Genomic DNA, 22788 nt, shown 5'->3' with positions numbered 1-22788 from the left:
GGTTTCAGACACTCTCTGGCATCGCGTAACGTATCTCTGTAGGTGTATCGCTGTGCTGCCAAACAAAATCCAGAGTGCCCTCAAAATAGTTCACAACGCATTCCCGAAAGGTCTCCCGTAAGGCCACGTTGATTTCTGTAATGCTGGCCCGATCGTTGCCTAGGGTGGCGACTAGACGCGCCAAACGGCGCTCGATGGCCTTACCTCCACTTTGGCGTATTTTTTCCTCAACCTCTTCAAGCTCGTCCTTAACGGCCGTCAACTGGTCCTCATTATCAGTCAGCCGCTTTCGTAAGGCCGGAGATGCGTTGCCTCGCTCTATCTCCTCCAATAGGCGCTCAATGCCATCGCCGATCCCATGTTCTTTGGCCTCCAATGCCCGTCGCGCCTCCTCCAGGAGGTCATCCCTTCCGGGTACGTCACGGGCAAACGTTCCGCTCGCCTCACGCACTGCGGCCTCGATGCTTTCGAGCCGCACTTGTTTATAGATGCACCCTCCGCCAGCCTTGGCCAAGACACAGACGAGGTACGGAGTGCCGCCCTTTCGACCCTTGTTGACTCTAGTCATCGTCGCCCTGCAACGGGGACACTTGCCGAGGCTTGCAAGGACATTTGAGACCTGTCCGGTGGAGGCTCGGACACGTGGAGTGTTGCTGCCTTTCCTCGCGCTGTTCACCCGCGCAAAATCGGCCGCAGAGACGATAGCCGGGTAGTAGTTTGGGATCGGCGGGAGCGGGTCACGAACACGCTTGCCCCGCACCTTCCGGGTGTCATGAGGGATCATCGTTCCGATGACCGCAGGGCTCTCTAGGAGCTTCTTGACGTAGGACCGTTGCCAGACCGGTGCTTTGCGCCTGCCATCCCCAAATGTGTCCACGCCCTCGGCAGTCAGCGTCTGGGCAATGCTATGCTGGCCCCCTCCTGCGATGGCGTCCCGAAAGATGCGGCGCACGATATTCGCCTTGTCTTCGTCAACACCGATCGTTGTCCTGTCGGCGCTTAGTGTGAGCCAAGCTGGGAGGCGCTTAGTCATCGGCCGCCGCTGGGCCGCCGCTGCTTCTTTCTTCTTGCCCCAAGCTTCTCTGACACGACGGGACTTGGTGGCGCTTTCTTCATTGGCCCGCATGGCGACCATTAGCGCCCACATCAATCCCATAGGGTCGTTGTCCAGACCTTCGGCAGTATATTCCTTCCCATCAGCAAGCGTCACGACTGCTATGCCGCTATCACAGAGATCACCAAGCAGCCGCACTGCCCTCCGCGCTTTGTCGCGCGAGAGCCGATCAAGACTTTCAATCAGCAGGTAGGAGCCGGCCTCAATTGTGCCATCCCGCACCGCCCCGAGGAACTCTCCCAACATACCGACCTCGGCGTTGTCACCCGCATAGGCGGAGACTCCCAAGTCCTGATAGCTGCTATTATCCAGTTCCATACCCCGCGCAGCCGCCCACCGCGCCGCAGCTTCCGTCTGCCGGCGAAGACTGTCGCCCCGCTGTTGCTCGGGGGTGGAGAAGCGGACGTACGAGTAGGCCTTAGGGGTTTTCGAAGCTGCTTTGCGCATGTGGGAAGAACTCATTCAAAGGACGAGCGTTTCTCTTCCACACAGTAGGGTCCTTTGTCAACAAATTCAGCAGATTGTGACCGCCGGCCGCCGCCACTTCGAGTGCCCGCTTGGCGCTCTCCTGGCCCTTGATGTCGGCCAGATCCGGCAGGTCACGCGCCGAGGCATGGATGCCGGCCTCCGGCCGTGACAGGACCTGCGTGCCGCGAAAATGATTGGCAATGGCGATCAGGCTGCGCGGCGCCAGAATGTCGAAATCCTTGCCGGCCCACGCCGCTTCCGGCCCGCAGGCGAAAGGACAGATCAAGCCCTTGCCTTCGGCATTGGCGCCGATCGCCGCCGGCAACGCGCCGGCCACCGCGGCGATGGTGCCGTCGAGCGACAGCTCGCCAAGCACGACATAGCCGGCCAGCATGTCGCCCGGAATGGCCCCCAATGCCGCCATCAGGCCGAGCGCGATCGGCAAATCGTAATGGCTACCTTCCTTGGGCAAGCCGAAGATGTTTGCGGTGATTGGCTGGAGGTTTCCCAAATCGTGCAAAGTCGTGCGGCGCTTGGGCTTCTGCTGTTTCCCGAGTTTACCGGCGGTCCCCAAACATGGCGCTTGTTTTCCATTTGGCGGTGAGCCTATTGTGAGTTGCCACGCAATAGGACGGTCTGCCGATGCCAAAACTCACCAAAGCTGTCGTAGACCGGGCAGAGCTCCGTTCCAAGCAGTACACGATATGGTGCTCCGAATTGAAGGGCTTCGGCGTCTATGTCCATCCGAGTGGGAGCCGAACCTACTTCGTTGACTATAGGTCCGGTGACGGCGCAAGACGGCGGATGACCATCGGTCGACACGGCGTCATCACCACCGAGCAAGCGCGGAAGCTCGCGATCGAGACCATGGGCGGCGTGGTGCTGCAAAAGGCCGATCCACTCCTTGAGCGCAAGACGCGTCGGAAGTCGCTGACCGTTTCGCAGCTCTGCGACCAGTATCTAAAAGCAGTCGACAAGGGCCTGATCCTCGGAAGGAGCCGGCGGCCGAAGAAGGCGTCGACAATTGAAATCGATAGGGGCCGGATAGAGCGTCACATCAAGCCGCTGCTCGGCACTAAGCTGGTGATCGATCTCGACCGCGCCGACATCGTGAAATTTGTTCGAGATGTCACGGTGGGAAAGACAGCGAGGCGCGATCGGTCGGGCAAGAATGGAAACCGGGTCCTAGTCACCGGCGGCGCTGGCACGGCGGCGCGCACGACAGGCTTCCTCGGCGGCATCCTAACCTATGCGGTAGGCGAAGGGATTATCTCAGCAAATCCGGTCCAGGGCGTCACCTTGCCGGCTGACAACGTGCGTAACCGAAGGTTGACCGCCTCCGAATACCGCGCCATCGGAAATGCACTGACGGGCGAACAAGCCGAACTGGACACCCCGCAAGCGATAACCGGCGCGTGGCTGCTCGCGCTCACCGGATGCCGACTAGGCGAAATATCAACTCTGAAGTGGGACGAAGTTGACGAGGCTGCCGGTTGCTTCCGGCTGAAGGATAGCAAGAGCGGCCCTTCCGTGCGCCCTGTAGGCAAAGAAGCATTCGACGTGCTGCGAAGCGCGCTCCGCGTTCCTGGCAATCCCTACGTCCTCCCTGCCCTGCGCAAGACGGGTCACTACAACGGCCTGGCAGGGGCATGGGTGCGTTTTATGCAGCGGGCCGAGCTGGTGGGCGTCACCCCGCATACGATGCGCCATTCCTACGCGTCTATCGGTGGGGATCTTGGATTTGCCGAAAGCACGATTGCTGCGATGCTCGGCCATGCTGGCGGGACCATAACGAGCAAGTATGTCCACCGGCTCGATTCGGTGTTGGTCGCGGCGGCGAACAAGATCACTGGGGAAATCTACCGACAGATGAACCTCTGACGGATGTCAGCTAGTTTTGCTCTTTATTTTCGCAACCCGCCTCATTTCCAAAACCAACTGTTCGGCGTCCTTCTCCTGCTCGGGCGTTGGAACAATCTTACGATGCGCAATCGTTTTCTGAAGTAGATCATCGCTGCCGGCTTCCGCCTCGTCAAGTATAGCAAAGAGTAACGAAACGTTAAGGCGCTGCATCTCATTCATCATCCGCATGAGAGATATAGATTCTTGAAGATTTTCGATAATCTCATCTTTAGACTTTATGGTTTCTTTCAGCGCTTCATTTTCTGGCTGCAACCGGCGTAATGTTACCAAGTCCGTGTATAGGCGTTCTTCGCGCCGGGTCGTGCTCTCTATAAGTTCGGTCGATTGGGTGCTAAGTAACGCGATTTCTCTCTCTCGACTGTCAATCACGCTAAGTAGCCGCTCGTGCTCAAGACCCTTGTGAATGTGGTCAATAATCTCGGCGTTCAACGACCGGTTGTGCTCCTCAGCCAGTTCCTTGAGTCGGTCTCGCATCCCGTCCGGGAAACGGACAATGTACTGGTCCAGCTTTCGGCTCTTTGACTGTTGCGCCATCGGTTTTCTCGCGTTTTCCCCACGTGTATCGCACTAGGCGATAAAAGCACTTGACGCAACATATCGCAATAGGCGATAGGTGGTATATCGCAATAGGCGATATAGGTGGTTAATGGCTCGTACTGATCCGCAGGTTGCTGTGCGCCTGCCCCCCGACGTTAAAGCCTTTTTGAAGGCGGAGGCGAAGGAAAACGCCAGTTCGCAAAACAGTGAAATCGTCCGCGCGGTGCGTGCGGCCATGCGGGCGAAAGGGGAGTCGTCCATCCTCTCGCAAGAAAAGGAGGTTCGCTGATGGATAAGCCCCGCCTTCGGCGCTCCGAAGTGCCTGCATACTTGCTGGAGCGCCATGGCATTCCGATTGCCCTTGCGACTCTTAATAAGGCGGCATCGATTGGGGGCGGCCCTCCGATGCAGTACGCCGGCCGCATTCCGCTCTACCACGTTGGCGACCTGGACGCGTGGGCCGCTGCGAGACTTTCGAAGCGCGTTTCTTCCACATCGGAAAGGGGCTTAACGTGAGCCAGATCGACAACGACATGAACGCCGAGCAACAGCGTGCTTTTCTCGAATGGCGCGACCTTCGCAATAAGGCAGAAGCTACCGGCGACATGGCCGACGCTCACGCCGCCGGCAAGGCGTTCGGCACGTTCTTCTACGCCTATGTCGCCAACACCTATCGCCCCGCACCTAGCACAGGGCATCGGCCTTGAGCGCAGCGTCGCAGACCATCCCCGACGCTGCATACGTTCCGGAAATCGAACAAGACGTGCTTGGCACGCTTCTGTTCGGTGGCGACTTCCGCAAAGTGATGAGCTTTCTCCGGGAAGACCATTTCGTCCCGGATATCCACCGCATGCTTTTCCGGGCGATCCGCGCCGCACATGAACAGTACGGCTCGACGACCATGCCAATCGTTTCCCGACTTCTGCCGGAAGACGCCAAGATCCTGTTCGCTCAAAAGACCGATCAGTCGCCGTCTGCCTATATGGCCGATCTGGCATCGGCGAGCGTCGCCGGCCCGCCAGGACTGGAGCGCGGCGGCAAGGCTGTCGTGGCTCAATGGGCGAGGTTGAAGACGGCCGAGGTCGGAAAGCTCCTACGGGAAACCGCGCACGACGCAACGTCTGACACCAAGGTGACCATCCAGTCGGTATCGTCAGACCTGGACACTATCGCTGCCGAGCTGCGCGCCGGTCCACGTCGCAAGTCGCGGGTGACGTTAGCGGAAGCCGCGGTCGGCGCCTTTGCCGAGATCGAGGAGGCCCAGCAGCGCGGCAACGGTCTTACTGGCATTACATGGGGCCTGACAGACGTTAACCGCGCCACAGGCGGCATCCAGCGCGGCGAAATGACCGTCATTGGCGCTCGCCCGTCCATGGGCAAGACCGCTGTCGGATTTTCGGTGGCTGTCAGGACCGCGAAGAGCGGCGCCGGGACCGGTTTCATATCTCTTGAAATGGGAGCGAAGCGGCTGGCGATGCGGGCTCTAACCGATATCGCTTATGACTGGGGCATCCAGATTGCCTACAGCAACTTGATCACCGGCAGAGTGGAGCCGGGCGAGATCGACACATTGAAATCCGCATGCCGCGACCTCGACACGCTGCCGTTGTGGATTGAGGAGCAACCTGGCCTGTCGATGACTGACGTTCGGGTCAAGACCGAACGCATGATGGAGAGCGCCGAAGCTGTCGGCTGTCCGCTTGGTGTCCTCTTTGTCGACTATCTCCAACTCATCCGCCCGTCTGCTCGCTACCAGGGCAACCGCAACAACGAGATCGCCGAGATTTCCGGCGGGCTTCGCGAACTGGCGCGGGAATGCAACTTGGGTGTCGTCGCGCTTTCGCAGCTCAGCCGCAACATCGAAAGCCGCGCCATGAACGAGCGCAGGCCGATGATGTCGGATCTCCGCGATAGTGGCGCGATCGAGCAGGACGCCGACACCATTATCTTCCTGTTTCGCGAGGCCTACTACCTCGAAAAGGAAAAGGGCAAGGACGCCGAAGCTGAAGTCAACCGCGTCTCGCGGCTCTCCGACGTTCAAAACAAGCTGGAATTCATCATTGGCAAGCAGCGCAACGGGCCGGTCAAAACCATTGACCTGTTCGTAGACATCGCCTGCTCCGCCGTTCGCAACTCGGCGAGGCTCTGATGGCGGCAAAGACGACGCTCTTGAAGGTGCGGAATTGGGAAAACTTCCAGCACTACCGCGACCGCAACCCGCCCTGGATCAAGCTGCATTTCGCGCTGCTTGCAAGCGAGGATTGGGTGACGCTAGATGATGCTAGCAAGTTGCTAGCAGTTGTGTGCATGCTGGTCGCATCCCGAAACGGGGGTATGGTCCCGAACAATCCGGCGTACCTGAAGCGGCTGGCCTACCTTGATGCTCTGCCAAATCTTCAACCCTTGATTTCATGTGGTTTTCTCTCGAAAGTGCTAGCGGTTGCTAGCACCGCGCAAGCGGATGCTAGACCAGAGACAGAGACAGATACAGAAAAGAAAGATTTGTCCGGAAAAAATCCGGACCAGCCGGTCAAATCGAAAAAGAAGGTTTCCTATTCCGAAGCCTTTGAAGAATTCTGGAAGGCCTATCCCAAGACCCCGAACATGTCGAAGGCTGAAGCCTTTGCCGAGTGGAAGAAGCTCGACAACGACGAATGCGCGCTCTGCCTCTCTGCCATCCCTGCCTATATGGCGTTCCTGAAAACCAAGCCCGATCTCGAAACGATCCATGCATGCCGCTTCATCAGCAAGCGGCGGTTCGAAGGCTTCGCCGCCGGCATCGCGTCCGCCGAAGCCGATGAGGGCGCGCAGTGGCCGAAGCGGCTGGCGTACGCCCGAAGCAACAAAACTTGGTCGTCCTCCATGTGGGGACCTGGCCCTGGACAGCGCGGCTGTCGCGTCCCGGCTGATTTACTCAACGAAGGCGATGGCAACGGCTGGCGCGAATGGGAGCAGGCCGCGTGAGAAACGAGCATGGACTTGATGAGCACGGCCTTGTGGACGGTGAGGTCGAGATCTGGCGCAACTCGTCGTGGCGCGTCACGAGCCTGAACCTAGACGAGATGAGCGGGTCGAGGCCGATGGGCTCGCCATACAGCATCGCCCTTTCCGATCTCGGCAATCCGATGTGGCCGGAACACATGTGCGCGAAGGTGTGGGTGAATCGCCCCAAGTTTATCGAAGCCTACCGGAAGGCCTGCGAGGTCGCCGGGGTAACGCCAAACGAGACGGGCATAGAGCGGGTGAACGCGCCGGGGTTTGATCAATGAACAAGCATGTCGATCTGCCGCGGTGGTTCATAGTCAAGACCAGGCCTTCCTCCGATCTGAGGGCCGGGGAAGAGATTCTTGCGCTCGGGCAGGCGGTGTATTTGCCGCAATACCGAAAGGAATACAGACACCCTCGGCAAAACCGCTGGATCACGCGCTACTACCCGCTGCTCAACGGCTACCTGTTCGTCCTCGGCTCCGTGCACTGGCATCGCGTCTTGAACTGCTCGGCCGTCGAGAAGGTCTTGCGCTCGCAGGCCGGCGCCGGTGTCGGTGAGCCGATCATGATTGACGATGCAACTGTGCAGGCCATTCGTCGGGCTCAAGATGCCGGCGACTTCGATGAACTGCGGGTCCACGGCCACAACGTCGCGGTTGGTGAAACGGTCAAGGTGACAGAGGGCGCGCTGATTGGCCTGAAAGGCGCTGTGGCCGGCGTCGGCGAGAAAGATATCACCGTGATGCTGAATATCCTGGGTCGCGAGGTGAAGACCAAGGCGCCTATTGAAATGCTGGGACGAATAGGCTAAGTTGCGACGAGGATTTGGGATTTTATCCCAACAAGGGCGAAATGTCCGTCTGCGCGAGGCCTTAGAGTTTTCGCCGGGACAATGCGGGGATCGCCCCCCGCATGAAGGGGAGTTGTACCCCTTTGCCATCTCCATCCAGAACCATAGCGGGGTGCCATGACGAGCTTTCTCGACAAGCGCCGCTCCAAGCTCGGCACGCTGGCCACGAAGTTCGCATCTGCCATTGGGTGCGGTATCGCTGTTGGCCTGGCAATCGCAAGGGCAGGCGCAGGGCTCTGACCCATGCGTGAAGGCCCCCCTTTGGGTCCTCCCAGGAGCTCAAACATATGCGGGTGGGCGACAGCGTGTTTTCGCGCTAGCGCCAGACTTTGAAACACGTTTCGTTTCGCGGATCAGATGGACATAGACCTGGCCAGCATCCGGCTCGACTCCTTTGATAGCAAGCCGTCTCCGCTCGGTTCGCTGGTATGGAGCCCCGGCCTGCTTTCGCGAAATGGTGTCCGATATCTCCGGTGCCGAACGTGGCGAGTCGACGCGAAGAAGGATGACCTATCTGCACTAAGGTCGGCAAAACTGGAACTCGCCGCGGCGTTCGTATCTGGCATCTGCGACGACATGGAACCGCTGCTTTTCGAAATGTTCGGAGTGGGGTTCTTCGATGCGGTGGTCCCTGTGGCATGTGGCCATTCGCGCCGTCCGAATTGCCTTTCGGTTCGTATTGCGGTCGAGCTTGCCGGACGGATCGGCGCGGAATTGTCCAAGGCATTCACCGATCGGTTCGTCAGCGGTTCGTCACACCCGAAGGAGTTTTCGAGACTGCCGCCGCTCGAAGTGGAGACAGTGCCGAAAGGCCGAACGCTAGTTGTTGATGATGTCGCGACCAGCGGGTTTCACATGCATGAGGCGTTGGCGGTGTTGCGCAGCCATAGCGTCCCGGCGTTCGGCGCAGTCTGGCTGGCTGGCGTCAGGCAAGAATAACAGGGATACCCTTCTTGCGGGCGCGGCGGATGGTATCTTCTGTCCCGCCCTTTCGGTCGGGTGACACGAACGCGATCAGCACGTCGCTGTCGTCAACGATCTTCTGATTACGGGCATAGAATTTTTCGGTCGCAGCCCATCTGGTAGTCGATTGGCCGGCTTCCGGCAGGTGAATGATGGTTTGCAGGCCGCGGTGCCTCGCCGCTTCTTCAGCCCATTTGTCTGGGCCTTTAGCCCCGCCGGAAACAACAGCACTGCCAGGCGGCAATTCTGCCACCTTCGCGAAGACCGAATTTTGATCTTGCCGGCTGCGGGAGCCGACGAAGCCGTAACGTTTCATGACCGTGGATGATGGTTCCGGTTGCAGGGAAAAGCAAGTCGAATGAGTGAAGCGACCTACCCAGTTGAGACCATCGCCAAGTTGCTGATGCTCACACCGCGGCGGGTCCAGCAGCTCACCAAGGACGGGACGATCCCGAAGGGCGAACGCGGGCGATATGATCTAGTCCCCGCCGTGCAGGGATACGTCAAGTTTCTGAAGGCCCGCGCGATAGGAGCGGACACGCCGGAAGGCGACAGCAGCCACAAGACCCGGTTGCTGAAAGCCCGCGCCGATATCGCCGAATATGAAGCCGAGCGCATGGCCGGCGAAGTGGCGCCGGTCGAGGAAATCGAAAAGACATGGGCCGACATGGTGTCGCGATTCCGGCAGCGCTCCCTTGGCGTGGCCCCCAAGGCCGCGCCGATGGTGGCGGTCGAGACTGCAACGGAAGCGTGCCACGAGATCATAGAGACGTTCATTCATGAGGCCCTTGCCGAGCTTGCCGCAACCTCCGTTGAAAGTCCTGCCGCAATTGCAGAAGGCGACGACGGCGGCGATGAAGACGGCGGCACCGCCTCCGAAACTGAAGATATCTGAATGGGCAGACAGGTATAGACGGCTCTCGTCGGAATCGAGCGCGGAGCCAGGGCAATGGATGACCCGCCGCGCCGAATACCAGCGCGGCATCATGGACGCGATTTCGGATCATGGCGTCGACCGCGTTGTGCTGATGACCTCGGCCCAGGTCGGCAAGACGGAGATCCTGAACAACATCGTCGGGTTTCACATTTCGCAAGACCCGTCGCCGATTTTGGTAATGCAACCCACGCTCGATATGGCAGAGACGTGGAGCAAAGATCGGCTGGCTCCGATGTTGCGGGACACGCCCGCGCTTCAGGACAAGGTAGCCGATCCACGCTCAAGGGACAGCGGCAACACGCTGCTTCATAAGCGGTTCAATGGCGGGCACGTCACGGTGGTCGGCGCGAACAGCGCGGCCGGTCTTGCCTCCCGGCCTATTCGTGTGGTGCTGGCCGACGAGGTCGACAGATACCCGGCAAGTGCAGGGGCAGAAGGCGACCCGCTCTCGCTGGCGATCAAGCGCACCTCGACGTTCTGGAATCGCCGGATCGTCATGTGCTCGACGCCAACGATAAAAGGCATCAGCCGCATCGAGGCGGCGTGGGACGAAACCGACCAGCGCCATTACCATGTGGCCTGCCCGCACTGCCAGCATGAACAACGGCTCGTCTGGTCCGGTGTGAAATGGCCGGACGGCAAGCCGCAGGATGCGCTGTATCATTGCGAGGAATGCGGGGCAGGATGGTCTGATGCGGAACGCCGCGCTGCTATTCGATGGGGGAAGTGGAAGGCGACACGCAAGAGCGCGGTCGTCGGGTTCCACCTGAACGAGATTTATTCGCCGTGGTCGAGTGTGGCCGATATGGCGGTTGCGTTCATTGCGGCCAAGCGGTCGCCGGAAACGCTAAAGACGTGGATCAACACCACGCTCGGCGAGACCTGGGAAGAGGAAGCCGAGAAGGTCGACGGCCGGTCGCTTCTATCGCGAACGGAAGATTTGCCGGCCTGTCCGGATCAAGTGCTTGTCGTCACTTGCGGCATCGACGTCCAGGATGATCGTCTGGAGATTGAGAAAGTCGGCTGGGCGCCGGACGAGGAATCGTGGTCGCTTGAGCACAAGATTATTTACGGCGATCCATCCGCACCGGATTTGTGGAAAGAGCTGGACGAATACCTGCTTGAACTAACGGAACGGGCCGATGGGACTGAGCTTCCTGTCCATTCGGCATGCATCGACTCCGGCGGCCACCATACGCAGGCTGTCTATCGCTTCGTCAAGGACCGGGTTCGCAGGCGGGTTTACGCAATCAAGGGCATGGGCGGGCCGGGGCGTCCTGTCTGGCCTCGATACGCTTCGAAGAACAACAAGGGCCGGATCAACCTTTTCCTGATCGGCGTCGATGCGGCAAAGGATGCTGTCTACGCCAGGCTGAAGATCAAGGTACCGGGGCCGGGGTATTGTCACTTTCCCAAGCGGGAGCCCCACTATTTCGAGCAGCTTACCGCTGAGATTGTTCAAACGAAATACGTCAAGGGCTTTCCGACACGGGTCTATGTCCTCCCCGGTGGAATGCGCAATGAGGCGCTGGACTGCCGGGTTTATGCCTATGCTGCGCTGCAAAGCCTGAATGTCCGATGGGGGCATTTGCTTGCGGCGCAGTCTAGGAATCCCCCGCCGCCAAAGCCGCGAACAGAACAGATAGAAGCCGCGCCCGCCCCTCCAGCGGGCGTTTCCAATCCAAGGCCGAGACGATCGGGCTGGGTTGAGCGCCGCGGCGGATGGTTGAGGTAGTAACCATGGCCTATACACAGACGCAGATCGACGCGCTCAAGTCGGCCATGGCATCGGGCGTTCTGACTGTCCGGCATGGCGAGACGACAACCACATTCCGATCACTGGCGGAAATGCAGAAGCAGCTTTCGATCATGGAGGCTGACGTGGCTGGAACGTCGACACGCCCACGCCGCACGGTTGCCGCATACGGGAACGGGTGCTGATCGTGGGCATCCTTGACCGCTTGTCGGGCTATATCTCGCCAAGGAAGGCGCTGAAGAAGTCCGCGATAACGGAGGCGCGGGCGAGCTACGATGCCGCCACACGAGGCCGCAGGGCGCAAGGCTGGCGCGCAGTATCGACCGACGCCAATACGGAATTGCTCGGGGCTGCCAGTCGTGTCCGCGACGTGGCGCGGGACATGGTCCGCAACGTTTCCCTCGCGGCTCGGGCAAAACATGTTATCACACATAACGTCGTCGGGTCCGGGATTATCCCGACGATCAGCTCCGCGAACGAAGCGCAGAAGGCGCGGCTTGAACAGCTTCTGAAGGATCATTTCGACACGACGGCCTGCGATGCTTACGGGCGCCATGATCTCTACGGCATTCAGAATCTTGCCATGGGCTGCGTCGTGGAGGCAGGCGAAGCCCTGATCCGGTATCGCCCTCGTCGTACAGAAGACAGCCTTCCGTTGCCGTTTCAGATCCAGGTCATGGAGCCTGACTATATCGACTCCTCGATCAGCGGCCCGCAGCCCAACGGCAATTTCGCGGTGCAGGGCATCGAGTTCAACGTCTTCGGGAAGATCGTCGCCTATCACCTGTTTCCGGAACATCCGGGCTCAATGGCAACCTACACCCTGCAGACGAGCAGACCTGTTCCGGCCGAGTTCATAAGCCACGTCTTCTACACGTCGCGGCCCGGCCAGGCGCGCGGCATTTCGTGGTTCGCTCCGGTCATTCTTCGCATGCGGGACCGTGCGGACTTTGCCGACGCGCATCTGATGCGGCAAAAGATTGCCGCTTGTTTCGCGGCATTCATCCGCTCAAGCGAAGGTAACGACGGCATCGCGTCATTGGCGGATGGGGATACCTTTCAGATCGAGTCCCTTGAACCGGGGATGATCGAGCGGCTTAATGACGGTGAGGATGTCACCTTCGGCAACCCGCCTCAAGTGGGAGACTATGGGGAATACATCAAGGCGCAGGACCGCGAGATCGCGTCGGGGCTGGGCATTTCCTATGAGGCGATGACCGGCGACCTGTCAAACGTGAACTTTTCCTCCGGCCGCATGGGCTGGCTTGAATTCCAGCGCAATATCGATGCCTGGCGGAATTTCATGCTTCTGCCCCAGATGCTCCAGCCGATCGGGAAATGGTTCCTCGATTCGGCACAGGTCCAGGTCGGCAGGACCGACGCGAATGTGATGTGGACGGCGCCGCGGCGTGAGATGATCAATCCGCGCGAGGAAGTAACAGCGATGCGGGATGCCATTCGCACAGGCGTTTCGTCCCGTTCGAATGAACAGCGAAAACTCGGCTTTGATCCTGGGTATCTCGATGCGGAAATCGCGGCGGACAATCAGCGGGGGGATGGGCTCGGCCTGATCTTCGACAGCGACCCGCGCAAGGTCACAAGCGCCGGCAACCCGGCCACAACTGAACAGCCCGTTCAGCAATAGGTTTTCAGGAAAGGAACTGCCATGACTCACCGGCTTCTGGTCGGCGGCGAAGTCGTGCTTTACGGCGATGTCGGCGACATGTGGGGCGACGGCTCCGGCTTTACTGGCCGCGATGTGGTCGAAGCACTTGCCGAACATGGGAAAGGCCCTGTTTCCGTCCGGCTCAATTCGGGCGGGGGCTTCGTCTTTGAAGGCGTCGCGATCTTCAATGCACTGAAGGCACATGGTGATGTGACTGTCTATGTCGATGGTCTGGCAGCTTCTGCTGCGTCTGTCATCGCCATGGCCGGCGACAAGATCGTGATGCGAGACGGCGCGCTTATCATGATTCATGACCCGTCTGGCGTGACGATCGGCAACGCCGAGGATCACCGCGAAACAGCGGATACCCTGGACAAGCTCGGCAGCATCATCGCCGGTATCTATTCCCACAAAACCGGCATCGACGCTGCGGAAATGCGCGCCATGATGCTGACAGAAACGTGGCTCGATGCCGAAGAGGCTGTCGAGTTCGGCTTCGCAAGCGATCGCGAAGAAACGAAGGCGGTGGCGACCGCACCATTCGATTACGCGCTCTACACCAAGGCACCGGAGTTCCTGCAGTCCGCGCAACGCGCTCGGCCTGTTCTTCCCACCGTGGCCACCGCCACTTCACGAAAGGAGCCTGTTATGGCTAATACTGAAACCGTGACGGCCACGGAACCGACCGCCGCCGTCGTCAACCATGCCGACGAAATCTTTGCCCGTTGCGAGACGGCGAAGCTCACCATGTCGGAAACCGCGACTGTCATGAAAGCCGCTGCCGGCGACCTCGACAAGGCCAAGGACGCGATCATCAATGCGCTTGCGGCCCACGACACCCAGCCGGAAATCCGCCCAGTTGCAACCATCACGGCGGATGCGCGCGACCGCTTCAGGGAAGGCGTCTCCAAGTCGCTGATGCTCAAGGCTGGCCATGCCGGCGGCGAAGTCAACGAGTTCTCCTCGATGACGCTCCGCGAAATCGCCCGCGAGAGCCTGTCCCGCGCCAACGTCAAGATGTCCTTTGCTGACCCCATGGCAATGGTGGGTGCCGCCTTCACCATGCAACACTCGACTTCCGACTTTGTGGAAATCCTTGCCAACATCGCCAACAAGTCGATGCTCAAGGGCTACATGGAAGCCGAAGAGACGTTTGAACAGTGGACCGCGCGCGGCACGCTGTCGGACTTCAAGTCGACCAAGCGCATCGACCTGAACCTCTTCCCGTCGCTGTCGGTTGTGCCGGAAGGTGCTGAATACACCTACGGGACGATCGGCGACCGTGCCGAGACGATCCAGCTTGCCACCTACGGCAAGATGTTTTCGATCACCCGCCAGGCCATCATCAACGATGACCTGAACGCCTTCACCAAGATCCCGTCCCGCATGGGTCGGGCGGCGCGGCGCACGATCGGCAACCTCGTCTATGCCGTGGTTACCGACAACGCTGCGATGGCTGACGGCATCACGCTGTTCCATGCCGATCATGGCAATTCGGGAACTGGCGCCTTCACCATGACGGCCGTCGACGCTGGTCGCACCGCCATGGCTCTCCAGCAGGACCCTGACAGCCACGCAACCGGCGGCCTCAACATCCGTCCGGCGTATGCCTTAGTTCCGGTGGAGATCGAGGGCAAGGCCAAGGCGCTGATGGCGGCGGAATTCGATCCGACCGGCACGCAGCGCAACCCTAACACGGTTCGCGGCCTTGTCACGGTCGTTCCGGAAGCCCGCCTGTCCACGCATTCTGCGGTCAAGTGGTATCTGGCGGCGAACCCGAACCAGCACGACACCATCGAGGTTGCCTATCTCAACGGCAATTCGAATCCAGTGCTCGAACAGCGGGACGGCTGGAACGTCGACGGTGTGGAATTCAAGGTCCGCATTGATGCTGGCGTGAAGGCGCTCGACTATCGCGGCCTGTTCTACTCGACCGGCTCCTGATCAATCGGAGCGGCCCAAGCCGCTCCTTTCCCCCCACCTGATTTTCACGAAAGGAGCCCAAGATGGCTACCAACTATGTGCAGCCCGGTAATCATATTACCGTCACCAACACCGACACCACGGATTCCGTCGACCTTTCGGCAGGCGACGGCTTCCGCGTTGGCTCGCTGTTCGGCGTTTGCATTACCGATGCGGCCGAAGGCGAGGATGTCGTGATTGCAACCGAGGGCGTCTGGATCCTGCCGAAAGTCTCGGCCCAGGCGTGGGCACTCGGCGACAAAATCTACTGGGCCGATGCGACCTCCAACTGCACCACGACGGCCGGTTCGAACAAGCTGATCGGTGTGGCGGTTGCGGCAGCAGCCAACCCGTCCTCGATCGGCACCGTTCGCCTGACGGGCGCGTTCACGATCTGATGCTGTGGAGCGTCCCGAGGGACTGGCCAGGCGAGACCGTCTTCGTTCTCGCATCCGGTCCATCGGTCAAGCAACTCGACCTGTCGCTCCTGAAAGGGCGGCGGGTCATCGCCGTCAAGTCGTCGTGGCTGCACTGGCCGGCGGCTGATGTGTTGTTCTTCGCCGACGGCCGCTGGTGGACGGAGAAGCGGCTGCGGCCCAGCGCCGACGCCTTTGCCGGTCTGATCGTCACCACGGCGATGGAAATCGGCGATCCGCGCGTCAAACGCATCAAGAAGATCATTCCGACGCATCTATCGGCCAATCCTGGCGAAGTCGCGCTGGCGCGGACGAGCACGACCGGTGCCATCAACCTGGCGATTCATTCCGGCGCCAAGCGGATCGTCCTGCTCGGCGTCGACGCCAAGCTTGGGGCCAACGGGCAGCGACACAGCCACGGGCTGACGTGGCCGTGGCCGAAAGGCGGTCAGCCGCAGGCCTTCGCCGATCAGCTGGCGGAATACCGGGCGATCGCGCCGTCGGCGGTGAAGATGGGCGTCGAGATCGTCAACGCCAATCCCGACAGCGCGGTTCAAGTCTGGCCGCGGCTTAAGTTCGAGGACTGCCTGTGAAGTGGGCCAGCTGAATGGGACGCGGCGACAACATCATGGCGACGGGCCTGGCTCGGGGTGCTGCGGCGCGCGGCAAGCGGATTGCCTTCGGCGACGGCCGGCGCATCGCCTGGGACCAACACAGCAAGGAAATCTTCCGGGGCAACCCGAACATCGCGCCACCCGGAAGCGAGGCGGACCCGGATCTCGAATGGATCGATTACCGGACGGGGCACAGGATCTACAACGGGCTCGACCGCGCCCGGCAGCGATGGATCTGGAACATGGATTTCAGGCCGGTGCCGGGCGAACTGTTTTTCGACGAGCATGAGCTCGCGTGGGCGGCCGGCGTCGGCGCCGGCTTCGTCTTGATGGAGCCGAACGTCGAGGCGTTCAAGAGCTGGGCGTCGAACAAGCGATGGCCGGCGGATCGCTACGACGCGGTCGCGGCGCGGCTTGCCGCTGACGGCGCCGAGATCGTGCAGTTCGCTCATGGCGACCACAGGATCAGGCACGCCCGCCAGGTCAGGGCGCCGTCCTTTCGGCACGCGATGGCGGCGCTCGCTCGCGCCTCGCTCTATGTCGGGCCGGAGGGCGGCATGCATCACGGCGCTGCGGCAGTCGGCGTGCCCGGCGTCGTCCTGTTTGGCGGCTTCATTCCACCTGACGTGACCGGCTATGCCGGCCACGTCAATCTGACGGGCGGGGCGAAGGCCTGCGGCTCGCTGCGGCCCTGCGCGCACTGCCGGGCAGCGATGCAAGCGATCAGGGTCGAGGACGTGACCGCAGCCGCACAGACCCATCTGACACAATCGAGGGCAGCATGAAACAGATCAGGGGGATGTGGTTCCCCGACAGCGACGAACACCTCGAGGGGCAACTCGCCATCAACCCGCTGGTCGACGGCAGGGGAACCTACCAGTACAGGAAATACGCCAAGGCGCTGACCCATGTGACGAGGCGCGGCCATGCCGTGGACATCGGTGCCCAGGTCGGCCTGTGGTCGCGGGTGATGGCGCTCGATTTCGCCCGCGTCACGGCGTTCGAACCGCTGCCGGCGCATCTGGAATGTTTTGAGCGCAATCTCGCCGAGCCGCTCGCCGCCTGCCGCATCGACCTGCACCGGGTCGCGCTCGACAGCGTCGAGGGCGAGCTCGCCATCGCCATGCCGCCGGAATCGACCGGCAACAGCCATGTCGCGCAAGGCGGTGAGCAAGGCGAGCTGATCGCCGCCCGCATGCTGGACAGTTTTGATCTCACTGGCATCGATTTCGTGAAGATCGACGTCGAGGGTTTTGAAAAGCCGATCCTCGAGGGCGGCGAACAGACGATCCGCCGCGAAAGGCCGGTCATCATCATCGAGCAAAAACCCAACGGCAACGCCGAGCGCTACGGCCGAGGCCGTTTTGCTGCGCTCGACCTGCTCAAGGCGTGGGGCGGCAAAGTGAAATGGGAGATCGGCGGCGACTTTTTGGTGGAGTGGACATGACGATCTGGCTTTGCGTGACGCCGGAGCGCCGCGAAAAGACGCGCCGCATCATGGAAGCGCTCCACGCCGGCGGCCGTGGCGCGACGCGCATCCACGAGGGTGCGCCGCCGCGTGGAGAACCGTTCGTGGTGTGGGGCCATCACTGGCTGGCCGAGCGCATCGTGCCGCACGCTATTCGTGACAAGACGCCGTGGTGGCTGATCGACAACGGTTTTCACCTGCCGGCCAACGGTGAGGCGACCGGCTACTATGCCATCACGTCAGGCGGGATGACGCCGGCGCTGCTGGCCGACTGCGACAAAGATCGCCTGCTGGTGCCGATGGCGCCATGGCGGGAGCCCGGCGCCGGCCACGTGCTGCTGGCGCTGCCCGGCGGCTGGAGCGGGCACATGATGGGCATGGACATGGCGGCATGGTCGCGCACCATCGAACGGCGCATCCGGCGCCAGACCGACCGGCCGATCGTCATCCGCGAAAAAGGCTGCAAGCGACCGCTTTGTCACGACCTCGCTGGCGCGCATGTGCTGGTGACGCATTCGAGCAAGGCGGCAATCGCCGCTGTCGTCGCCGGCGTGCCGGTGATCGTTGAGCCGACCAGCGCCGCAGCACCGATGGGATCGACAAAACTCGCCGACATCGAGCGGCCGAAGCGGCCGGGCGGGCGCGAGGCCTGGTGGGCGTCGCTGATGGCGCAGCAGTTCACGTTGGCCGAGATGCGCGCTGGGCTGGTTTCGCGGATGATGCGGAAGGTGGCGACCGATGGGGCTGGTTGATTTCAATACGCTGCTGTTCAACCCGGTCTATACGGTGTTGGGCGAGGCCGCGACGCTGACGCTGGACGACACCGCCGGTACGACGGCCGATCTCTCGGCGATCGACGAGACGGCTGGCGTCGAGGTGCTGGAAGGGCCGTCGATCGCCACCATCCGGCCGGCCGCGTCGGTGCGCACCTCCGAACTGGCGGAAAAGGGCATCGCCGTTGCCGACTTGGCCAACGCAGCGCTGACGCTCAACGGCAAGAACTGGAGTGTGATCTCGCACCATTACCTGCCGACACCCAAGGGCGAGGTGCAGGCACAGATCCGGCTGATCCTGGAGGAATCCTGATGGCCTATGAGGATCCTCGCGAGGCGATCTTGGCGCGCCTGCTGATCGTGGCGGCGGCGGTCGACGCGACTTTCGAGGCGCGCCGCAACGAAAGCAGCCTGCCCGATACGCAGAAATATGTGATCCTGCTCGATGGCGCCGAGCACACTGTCGGCACCATTCCCGGTCGCCGCAGCGATGCCGCCCCGCCGCCGCAAATGATCGAAATGACGCCTGAAGTGCAGTTCCGGCTGGCCGGCAAGGCCACCGATGTCGGCACCGATCTCAACCTGCTGCGTATCAACCTCATCGCCGCCGTCATGACGGACGCCACGCTGCTCGGTCTGACCGTCAAGCGCCAGTCGATCGTCTACGAAGGCTCGCAGACGGCAACCGAGCGCGGCCGCTCCATGGAAGGCGGCATCGGCGTCGCCTTCGCCTTCACCTACCTGCTCAAGCCCGGCGAGCTCTCGGCTTAGCATTTCTCTTCAACCGCCCGGTTGACGGGCATCATCACCGAAAGGAAGAAACCATGCCAGCCTCTCCAAGCGCCGACAACTATTTCCAGGGCACCGGCTATGCGCTGTGGACGCCGACCGGCGGCGTGCAGCGCGATCTCGGCAACATCGTCGAGTGCGAATTGACGCCGTCGCAGGACAAGCTCGAGCACAGGAAGACGCGCGGCGGTTCGAAGAAGACCGACTTCACCCAGTACAACAACCAGGCCATGCAGATCCGCATCGTGCTCGACGAGATCACCGCGGAGAACCTGCAGCTGCTGTTGATGTCGAGCGATCCGGTGACCGCCACCGACGGCACCAAGACCATCCGCCTGATGTCGGAATCGGTGATCTCGGGCGCGCTGGAATTCATCGGCGACAACACCCAGGGCAACAAGGTGCACGGCGTTTTCCCGTCGGTGTCGTTCGGCCCGACCGGCTCGTTCAGCCCGATCGAGGACGCCGATTTCGGCCAGATCGAGATCACCGGCGACCTGCTCGCCACCACCTATACCGACGGCTCGTCCGACTTCGGCACGATGACCATCACCGAGGCCGCCTGATGGTCGGTCTGCTCGATATCGCACCGCTGACCGAGCGCGTCCCGGTCGGCAACGCAACGGTTGAAGTGTTCGGTGTTTCGGCAAAGGGCGTCGTCAGCCTGCTCGCCCGCTTTCCCGAGGTGCGCATGCTGATGGTTGGCAAGGATGTCGGCATCGACAAGCTGATGGAAATGGGCGGCGATGCCATTGCGGCCATCATTGCCGCCGGCATCGGCTTTCCCGGTGACGAGGAACAGGAAAAGGCGGCTGGACGGCTTTCGGTCGAGGCACAGGCCGATCTGCTAACCGCCATCCTGAAAGTCACGCTCCCAAACGGAATAGGCCCCTTCGTCGAGAAGCTGACGGCGCTGGGGGCAACCGTGGGCGTCGCGGCCGCAGCATCACCAAGGGTGCCGGCTACGAAATCGCCGAAGTCATCGTCGAGCTGACAGAGCACGGCCACGACGAGGGCCGGCTGTGGCAATGCACGCCAAGGGAGCTGATCGGCCGCCTGCATTTCTCCGAGCGGATCAGGAAACGCAACGCCGCCGAGGCGCTTGCGACCAACGCCATGGCTGCACGCGGCGATCCGAAGGACGTCAAGAAAATCCTAGGCCGTGAACTCACAAATGCGCCTTGATCGCGTGGCGGAGGACGGCCGTTCCAGTCCGCGTCGTCAACCGTTATAAGTGCGCTCCCTAAACATTATCTACGACGCAGCGGCATCAAGGAGCGGACATTGGCACGGGCGAATGAGAAATGGCTTGAGTTTGCCAGGGTTCCTCTCCCCGACCGCCTATCTTTGCGGAGCGTGGATGCTTCAAACCTGGGTGATGTTGCCGAGAGCCGGATCCGCGAGGGCTATACGCAAATGGAGATAGAGGCCGGTGTGAAAATGCTCGATTCGGTCGAGCTTCTTGAGCAATGGGAACCCTCCAATCCCAGAAGCGTGGCGCTGGCTATGTGTCTGGCCATTGGTTGGGACGACGACATAGGAACCGACGATTTCCGTGTCTACGTCGTGACCAACGACGTGAGATCGCACTTGCCACGCCGCTCCACCGCATGGGTGTTTGTCGATGTGTTTGAGTGGCAGAGCGTATTGGCGAGCCTCCTCAACATCTTACGGAAATGCGAGCGCGCGACGTGGGATGATAGCGTGCAAGAACTCAGAAAGCGCTTCGATTGGGAATATGAGGGCATGGCCGGGACGTAATCGAACTTCAGCACCGGGTCCTTGTCGGCTGCCATTTTGTATTGCGGCGGAGCCTGGATCAGATTCGACCTTAATATGAAAGTCTCGCATCAACCTCATTGCGGACATCCAGTAATTTCTGCATACGTCAACCTGAATGTCGCATGCGGGTTCTAAAAGTTTCATCATGTTGCGGTTGGGCTCTCTCTATGCCGTCATAGCTCTGTCCCTCTCTGCTTGCACGGGACTCGGCTCGTTGAAATACCAACGCGTCGCGGACGGAAGCCCCCCGCAAAATCTCGCCAAGCTTCCATACGGAGAGTATGTCAAGTTGGAGGTGTCATCCACCATCGACATCACACGATACTTGGAGAGGTCGGACAGAGAAGTCGTCTATGTGTCCGCCGGGCTATGCCCTGCCGCCGGCGAAAAGGACGTGAAAGTCATCGCATTCGGGCCGTTTGAAAGTCGCCACCCCCAACGATACGACATCTATCTGGTGGCAAAAAATCCTGAATCCCATATCCGATACAGCAGCACATTCCTTGCAGAGTATAGCGCCTACGACCTCAAAAGGGACAGGCGCGACGTTTGCATCAGGCTTTCCGCTCCAGGGTATCCTGCCGCCGCACGATCCGAGGAGTTGAGAGTTCCTGCCGAGGTGTTCAGTCGCAACGACAATGCCGAGTAGGTCCGCTTTCTAAAGGCGGTCATTCTGCATTTATGAGTTCACGGCCTAAAAAGACGCCGAACGCGACTGATTTTTACTGCCCGGCCGGCTTGTAGAAATCGACGCTGGAAAGCTGCGGCCCGTTTCCAATGGTCATCTTGCCGACCGTGCCTTCAGCGGCGACGTCGCAACGCACGTCGGTCAGGATGCTGGTGCAATGCTCGAACAAGGGCCGCAGGTCATCGCGGTCGACCCATGGCGGCATCAGCGTGACGTTGCCGCCTGGCAGGCTAAGTAACATGAACTTGTCGCTGGCCAGCGCGACGCGGCCCTTGGTGATGACGACGTCGCGGCCGACCAGATCGGGCCACGACACCATGAATTCGAGCGGGTCGATCAGCACCTGATCCTTGGCCATCGCGGCGGTCGCGGTGAGCGCAAGTATTAAGCCGACATATCTCATGTAAAGCCCCTCCCCGCCCAAATAGAAACACGTTTCCGAGCCGAGGGCAAATGGCGCGCTTCCGCTATCAGGCCAAGCCGGCCGAATTCGCCGGGGCAATGTTCGGGATCAAAGACCCGATTGCCTTCGCGGCGACGGCGGCAATCAGCGAAGCCGGCGACATCGTCAAGCGCGAGGGGCGGGCCGACATCGCCGCTGCCGGTTTCTCCAAACGCTGGCAGAACGCGCTGCGCGTCAACGTCTATCCGAAGCGCAGATTCTCGATCATGCGGCGGCGCTGATTTTCCACAACATCCGCTATGCCGGCATTTTCGAAGAAGGCGGGACGATCTCGGGCAAGCCGCGCCTCTGGCTGCCGCTCAAGGATACGCCGAAGCGTGCCGGCCGGCAGAAGATGACGCCAGCGCTCTACATCAAGACCATCGGGCCGCTGGTCAGCATTGAACGTCCGGGCAAACCACCATTGCTCGCCGGCAAGATCGCCACCAATCGGCGCGGTTCGAAAACCGGCAAGGTCAGCCTGAGCGCCCTCAAGCGGGGCGGTGCCGGCGCGCCTTCGACATTGGTGCCGCTTTTCGTCGGCATCGACCGCGTCAACATTCGCGACCGGTTTTCCATTCGCGAGATCACCGAACGCGCCGCGGCGCGTCTCGGCGACCTCTACCTGAAACACCTCAATCCGGACGGTTGA

Annotated in this window: 29 protein-coding genes and 1 pseudogene; 25 read left to right on the top strand and 5 right to left on the bottom strand. The window is 61.0% G+C overall.

The window, feature by feature from the left end; translation table 11 throughout:
* Positions 1-4 precede the first annotated feature (4 nt).
* Positions 5-1561, bottom strand: a complete 1557-nt coding sequence (locus EOA78_RS04950) for a recombinase family protein (RefSeq protein WP_164783644.1) — start codon at positions 1559-1561, stop codon at positions 5-7.
* Between the two features lie 67 nt (positions 1562-1628).
* Positions 1629-2054, bottom strand: a pseudogene (locus tag EOA78_RS04945) (magnesium chelatase domain-containing protein); the annotation flags it as partial.
* A 170-nt stretch (positions 2055-2224) separates the two neighbouring features.
* Here EOA78_RS04945 and EOA78_RS04940 point away from each other — a divergent pair.
* The gene (locus EOA78_RS04940) at positions 2225-3463 is read left to right on the top strand and encodes a site-specific integrase (protein ID WP_127314134.1); all 1239 of its coding nucleotides are present in this window, start codon (positions 2225-2227) and stop codon (positions 3461-3463) included.
* 6 nt (positions 3464-3469) lie between these two features.
* On the opposite strand, the gene EOA78_RS04935 is transcribed toward EOA78_RS04940, so the two are convergent.
* Positions 3470-4039 carry an Arc family DNA-binding protein gene (locus EOA78_RS04935; protein WP_127314133.1) on the bottom strand — a complete coding sequence of 190 codons (570 nt, stop codon included), beginning with the start codon at positions 4037-4039 and terminating at the stop codon, positions 3470-3472.
* Positions 4040-4151: 112 nt separating this feature from the next.
* Here EOA78_RS04935 and EOA78_RS04930 point away from each other — a divergent pair, with 112 nt between their 5' ends.
* The 7 genes from EOA78_RS04930 to EOA78_RS04895 all read left to right on the top strand — a co-directional run bounded on the left by EOA78_RS04930 (position 4152) and on the right by EOA78_RS04895 (position 8819).
* Positions 4152-4331: an Arc family DNA-binding protein gene (locus tag EOA78_RS04930; protein ID WP_127314132.1), complete on the top strand. Its 180-nt coding sequence runs from the start codon at positions 4152-4154 to the stop codon at positions 4329-4331.
* Between the two features lie 223 nt (positions 4332-4554).
* Positions 4555-4749, top strand: a complete 195-nt coding sequence (locus EOA78_RS04920; RefSeq protein WP_127314130.1) for a hypothetical protein — start codon at positions 4555-4557, stop codon at positions 4747-4749.
* On the top strand, positions 4746-6191 hold the full coding sequence (locus tag EOA78_RS04915; protein ID WP_245477400.1) for a DnaB-like helicase C-terminal domain-containing protein: 1446 nt from the start codon (positions 4746-4748) through the stop codon (positions 6189-6191). Before EOA78_RS04920 ends, EOA78_RS04915 begins: the two co-directional genes overlap by 4 nt.
* Positions 6191-7006 carry a hypothetical protein gene (locus EOA78_RS04910; RefSeq protein WP_127314129.1) on the top strand — a complete coding sequence of 272 codons (816 nt, stop codon included), beginning with the start codon at positions 6191-6193 and terminating at the stop codon, positions 7004-7006. Before EOA78_RS04915 ends, EOA78_RS04910 begins: the two co-directional genes overlap by 1 nt.
* A complete protein-coding gene (locus tag EOA78_RS04905; RefSeq protein WP_127314128.1) occupies positions 7003-7311 on the top strand; it encodes a hypothetical protein in 309 nt (102 codons plus the stop codon). Before EOA78_RS04910 ends, EOA78_RS04905 begins: the two co-directional genes overlap by 4 nt.
* Positions 7308-7841, top strand: a complete 534-nt coding sequence (locus tag EOA78_RS04900) for a transcription termination/antitermination NusG family protein (RefSeq protein ID WP_127314127.1) — start codon at positions 7308-7310, stop codon at positions 7839-7841. The genes EOA78_RS04905 and EOA78_RS04900 overlap by 4 nt, the downstream gene beginning before the upstream one ends.
* A gap of 615 nt (positions 7842-8456) precedes the next feature.
* The gene (locus EOA78_RS04895; protein ID WP_127314126.1) at positions 8457-8819 is read left to right on the top strand and encodes a hypothetical protein; all 363 of its coding nucleotides are present in this window, start codon (positions 8457-8459) and stop codon (positions 8817-8819) included.
* Here EOA78_RS04895 and EOA78_RS04890 read toward each other — a convergent pair.
* Entirely contained in the window at positions 8806-9159 is a 354-nt protein-coding gene (locus tag EOA78_RS04890) for a hypothetical protein (protein ID WP_127314125.1), read from the bottom strand. The two genes, EOA78_RS04895 and EOA78_RS04890, sit on opposite strands and share 14 nt — an antisense overlap.
* 42 nt (positions 9160-9201) lie before the next feature.
* On the opposite strand from EOA78_RS04890, the gene EOA78_RS04885 reads away from it, so the two are divergent.
* From EOA78_RS04885 to EOA78_RS04810, 16 genes are all read left to right on the top strand, one after another.
* On the top strand, positions 9202-9738 hold the full coding sequence (locus EOA78_RS04885; protein WP_127314124.1) for a terminase small subunit, Nu1: 537 nt from the start codon (positions 9202-9204) through the stop codon (positions 9736-9738).
* Positions 9623-11515: a phage terminase large subunit family protein gene (locus tag EOA78_RS04880; protein ID WP_348628462.1), complete on the top strand. Its 1893-nt coding sequence runs from the start codon at positions 9623-9625 to the stop codon at positions 11513-11515. Before EOA78_RS04885 ends, EOA78_RS04880 begins: the two co-directional genes overlap by 116 nt.
* 5 nt (positions 11516-11520) lie before the next feature.
* Positions 11521-11721: a hypothetical protein gene (locus tag EOA78_RS04875; protein ID WP_127314122.1), complete on the top strand. Its 201-nt coding sequence runs from the start codon at positions 11521-11523 to the stop codon at positions 11719-11721.
* Positions 11722-11723: 2 nt separating this feature from the next.
* Positions 11724-13181, top strand: coding sequence for a phage portal protein (locus EOA78_RS04870; RefSeq protein ID WP_164783643.1), 1458 nt, complete (start codon positions 11724-11726; stop codon positions 13179-13181).
* 21 nt (positions 13182-13202) lie between these two features.
* Positions 13203-15146 (top strand): ClpP-like prohead protease/major capsid protein fusion protein, encoded by a 1944-nt coding sequence (locus EOA78_RS04865; RefSeq protein WP_127314120.1) that lies wholly within the window; start codon positions 13203-13205, stop codon positions 15144-15146.
* Between the two features lie 62 nt (positions 15147-15208).
* Positions 15209-15562: a DUF2190 family protein gene (locus tag EOA78_RS04860; RefSeq protein ID WP_127314119.1), complete on the top strand. Its 354-nt coding sequence runs from the start codon at positions 15209-15211 to the stop codon at positions 15560-15562.
* Positions 15562-16173 (top strand): hypothetical protein, encoded by a 612-nt coding sequence (locus tag EOA78_RS04855; RefSeq protein WP_127314118.1) that lies wholly within the window; start codon positions 15562-15564, stop codon positions 16171-16173. Before EOA78_RS04860 ends, EOA78_RS04855 begins: the two co-directional genes overlap by 1 nt.
* Before the next feature lie 35 nt (positions 16174-16208).
* Positions 16209-16979, top strand: coding sequence for a glycosyltransferase family 9 protein (locus EOA78_RS04850; protein ID WP_164783642.1), 771 nt, complete (start codon positions 16209-16211; stop codon positions 16977-16979).
* Positions 16976-17641 (top strand): FkbM family methyltransferase, encoded by a 666-nt coding sequence (locus EOA78_RS04845; protein WP_127314116.1) that lies wholly within the window; start codon positions 16976-16978, stop codon positions 17639-17641. Before EOA78_RS04850 ends, EOA78_RS04845 begins: the two co-directional genes overlap by 4 nt.
* A complete protein-coding gene (locus EOA78_RS04840) occupies positions 17638-18414 on the top strand; it encodes a hypothetical protein (protein WP_127314115.1) in 777 nt (258 codons plus the stop codon). Before EOA78_RS04845 ends, EOA78_RS04840 begins: the two co-directional genes overlap by 4 nt.
* Positions 18401-18748 (top strand): hypothetical protein, encoded by a 348-nt coding sequence (locus tag EOA78_RS04835; RefSeq protein WP_127314114.1) that lies wholly within the window; start codon positions 18401-18403, stop codon positions 18746-18748. The genes EOA78_RS04840 and EOA78_RS04835 overlap by 14 nt, the downstream gene beginning before the upstream one ends.
* Positions 18748-19206 carry a hypothetical protein gene (locus EOA78_RS04830; protein ID WP_127314113.1) on the top strand — a complete coding sequence of 153 codons (459 nt, stop codon included), beginning with the start codon at positions 18748-18750 and terminating at the stop codon, positions 19204-19206. Before EOA78_RS04835 ends, EOA78_RS04830 begins: the two co-directional genes overlap by 1 nt.
* A gap of 53 nt (positions 19207-19259) precedes the next feature.
* Complete coding sequence (locus EOA78_RS04825; protein WP_127314112.1) at positions 19260-19790, top strand: hypothetical protein; 531 nt, start codon at positions 19260-19262, stop codon at positions 19788-19790.
* Positions 19790-20218 carry a hypothetical protein gene (locus EOA78_RS04820; RefSeq protein WP_127314111.1) on the top strand — a complete coding sequence of 143 codons (429 nt, stop codon included), beginning with the start codon at positions 19790-19792 and terminating at the stop codon, positions 20216-20218. Before EOA78_RS04825 ends, EOA78_RS04820 begins: the two co-directional genes overlap by 1 nt.
* Positions 20219-20508: 290 nt before the next feature.
* The gene (locus EOA78_RS04815; RefSeq protein ID WP_127314110.1) at positions 20509-20985 is read left to right on the top strand and encodes an Imm8 family immunity protein; all 477 of its coding nucleotides are present in this window, start codon (positions 20509-20511) and stop codon (positions 20983-20985) included.
* Positions 20986-21220: 235 nt separating this feature from the next.
* Positions 21221-21655, top strand: a complete 435-nt coding sequence (locus tag EOA78_RS04810) for a hypothetical protein (protein WP_127314109.1) — start codon at positions 21221-21223, stop codon at positions 21653-21655.
* Between the two features lie 73 nt (positions 21656-21728).
* On the opposite strand, the gene EOA78_RS04805 is transcribed toward EOA78_RS04810, so the two are convergent.
* Positions 21729-22097, bottom strand: a complete 369-nt coding sequence (locus EOA78_RS04805) for a hypothetical protein (protein WP_127314108.1) — start codon at positions 22095-22097, stop codon at positions 21729-21731.
* 85 nt (positions 22098-22182) lie between these two features.
* On the opposite strand from EOA78_RS04805, the gene EOA78_RS36875 reads away from it, so the two are divergent.
* A complete protein-coding gene (locus EOA78_RS36875; protein WP_245477404.1) occupies positions 22183-22788 on the top strand; it encodes a DUF6441 family protein in 606 nt (201 codons plus the stop codon).

The organism is Mesorhizobium sp. M5C.F.Cr.IN.023.01.1.1 (assembly GCF_003997585.1).
In the GTDB taxonomy this organism is placed as follows: Bacteria; Pseudomonadota; Alphaproteobacteria; order Rhizobiales; family Rhizobiaceae; genus Mesorhizobium; species Mesorhizobium wenxiniae.
Note: the sequence above shows the minus strand (reverse complement) of the source record. Positions and strands in the feature narration are given on the sequence as shown.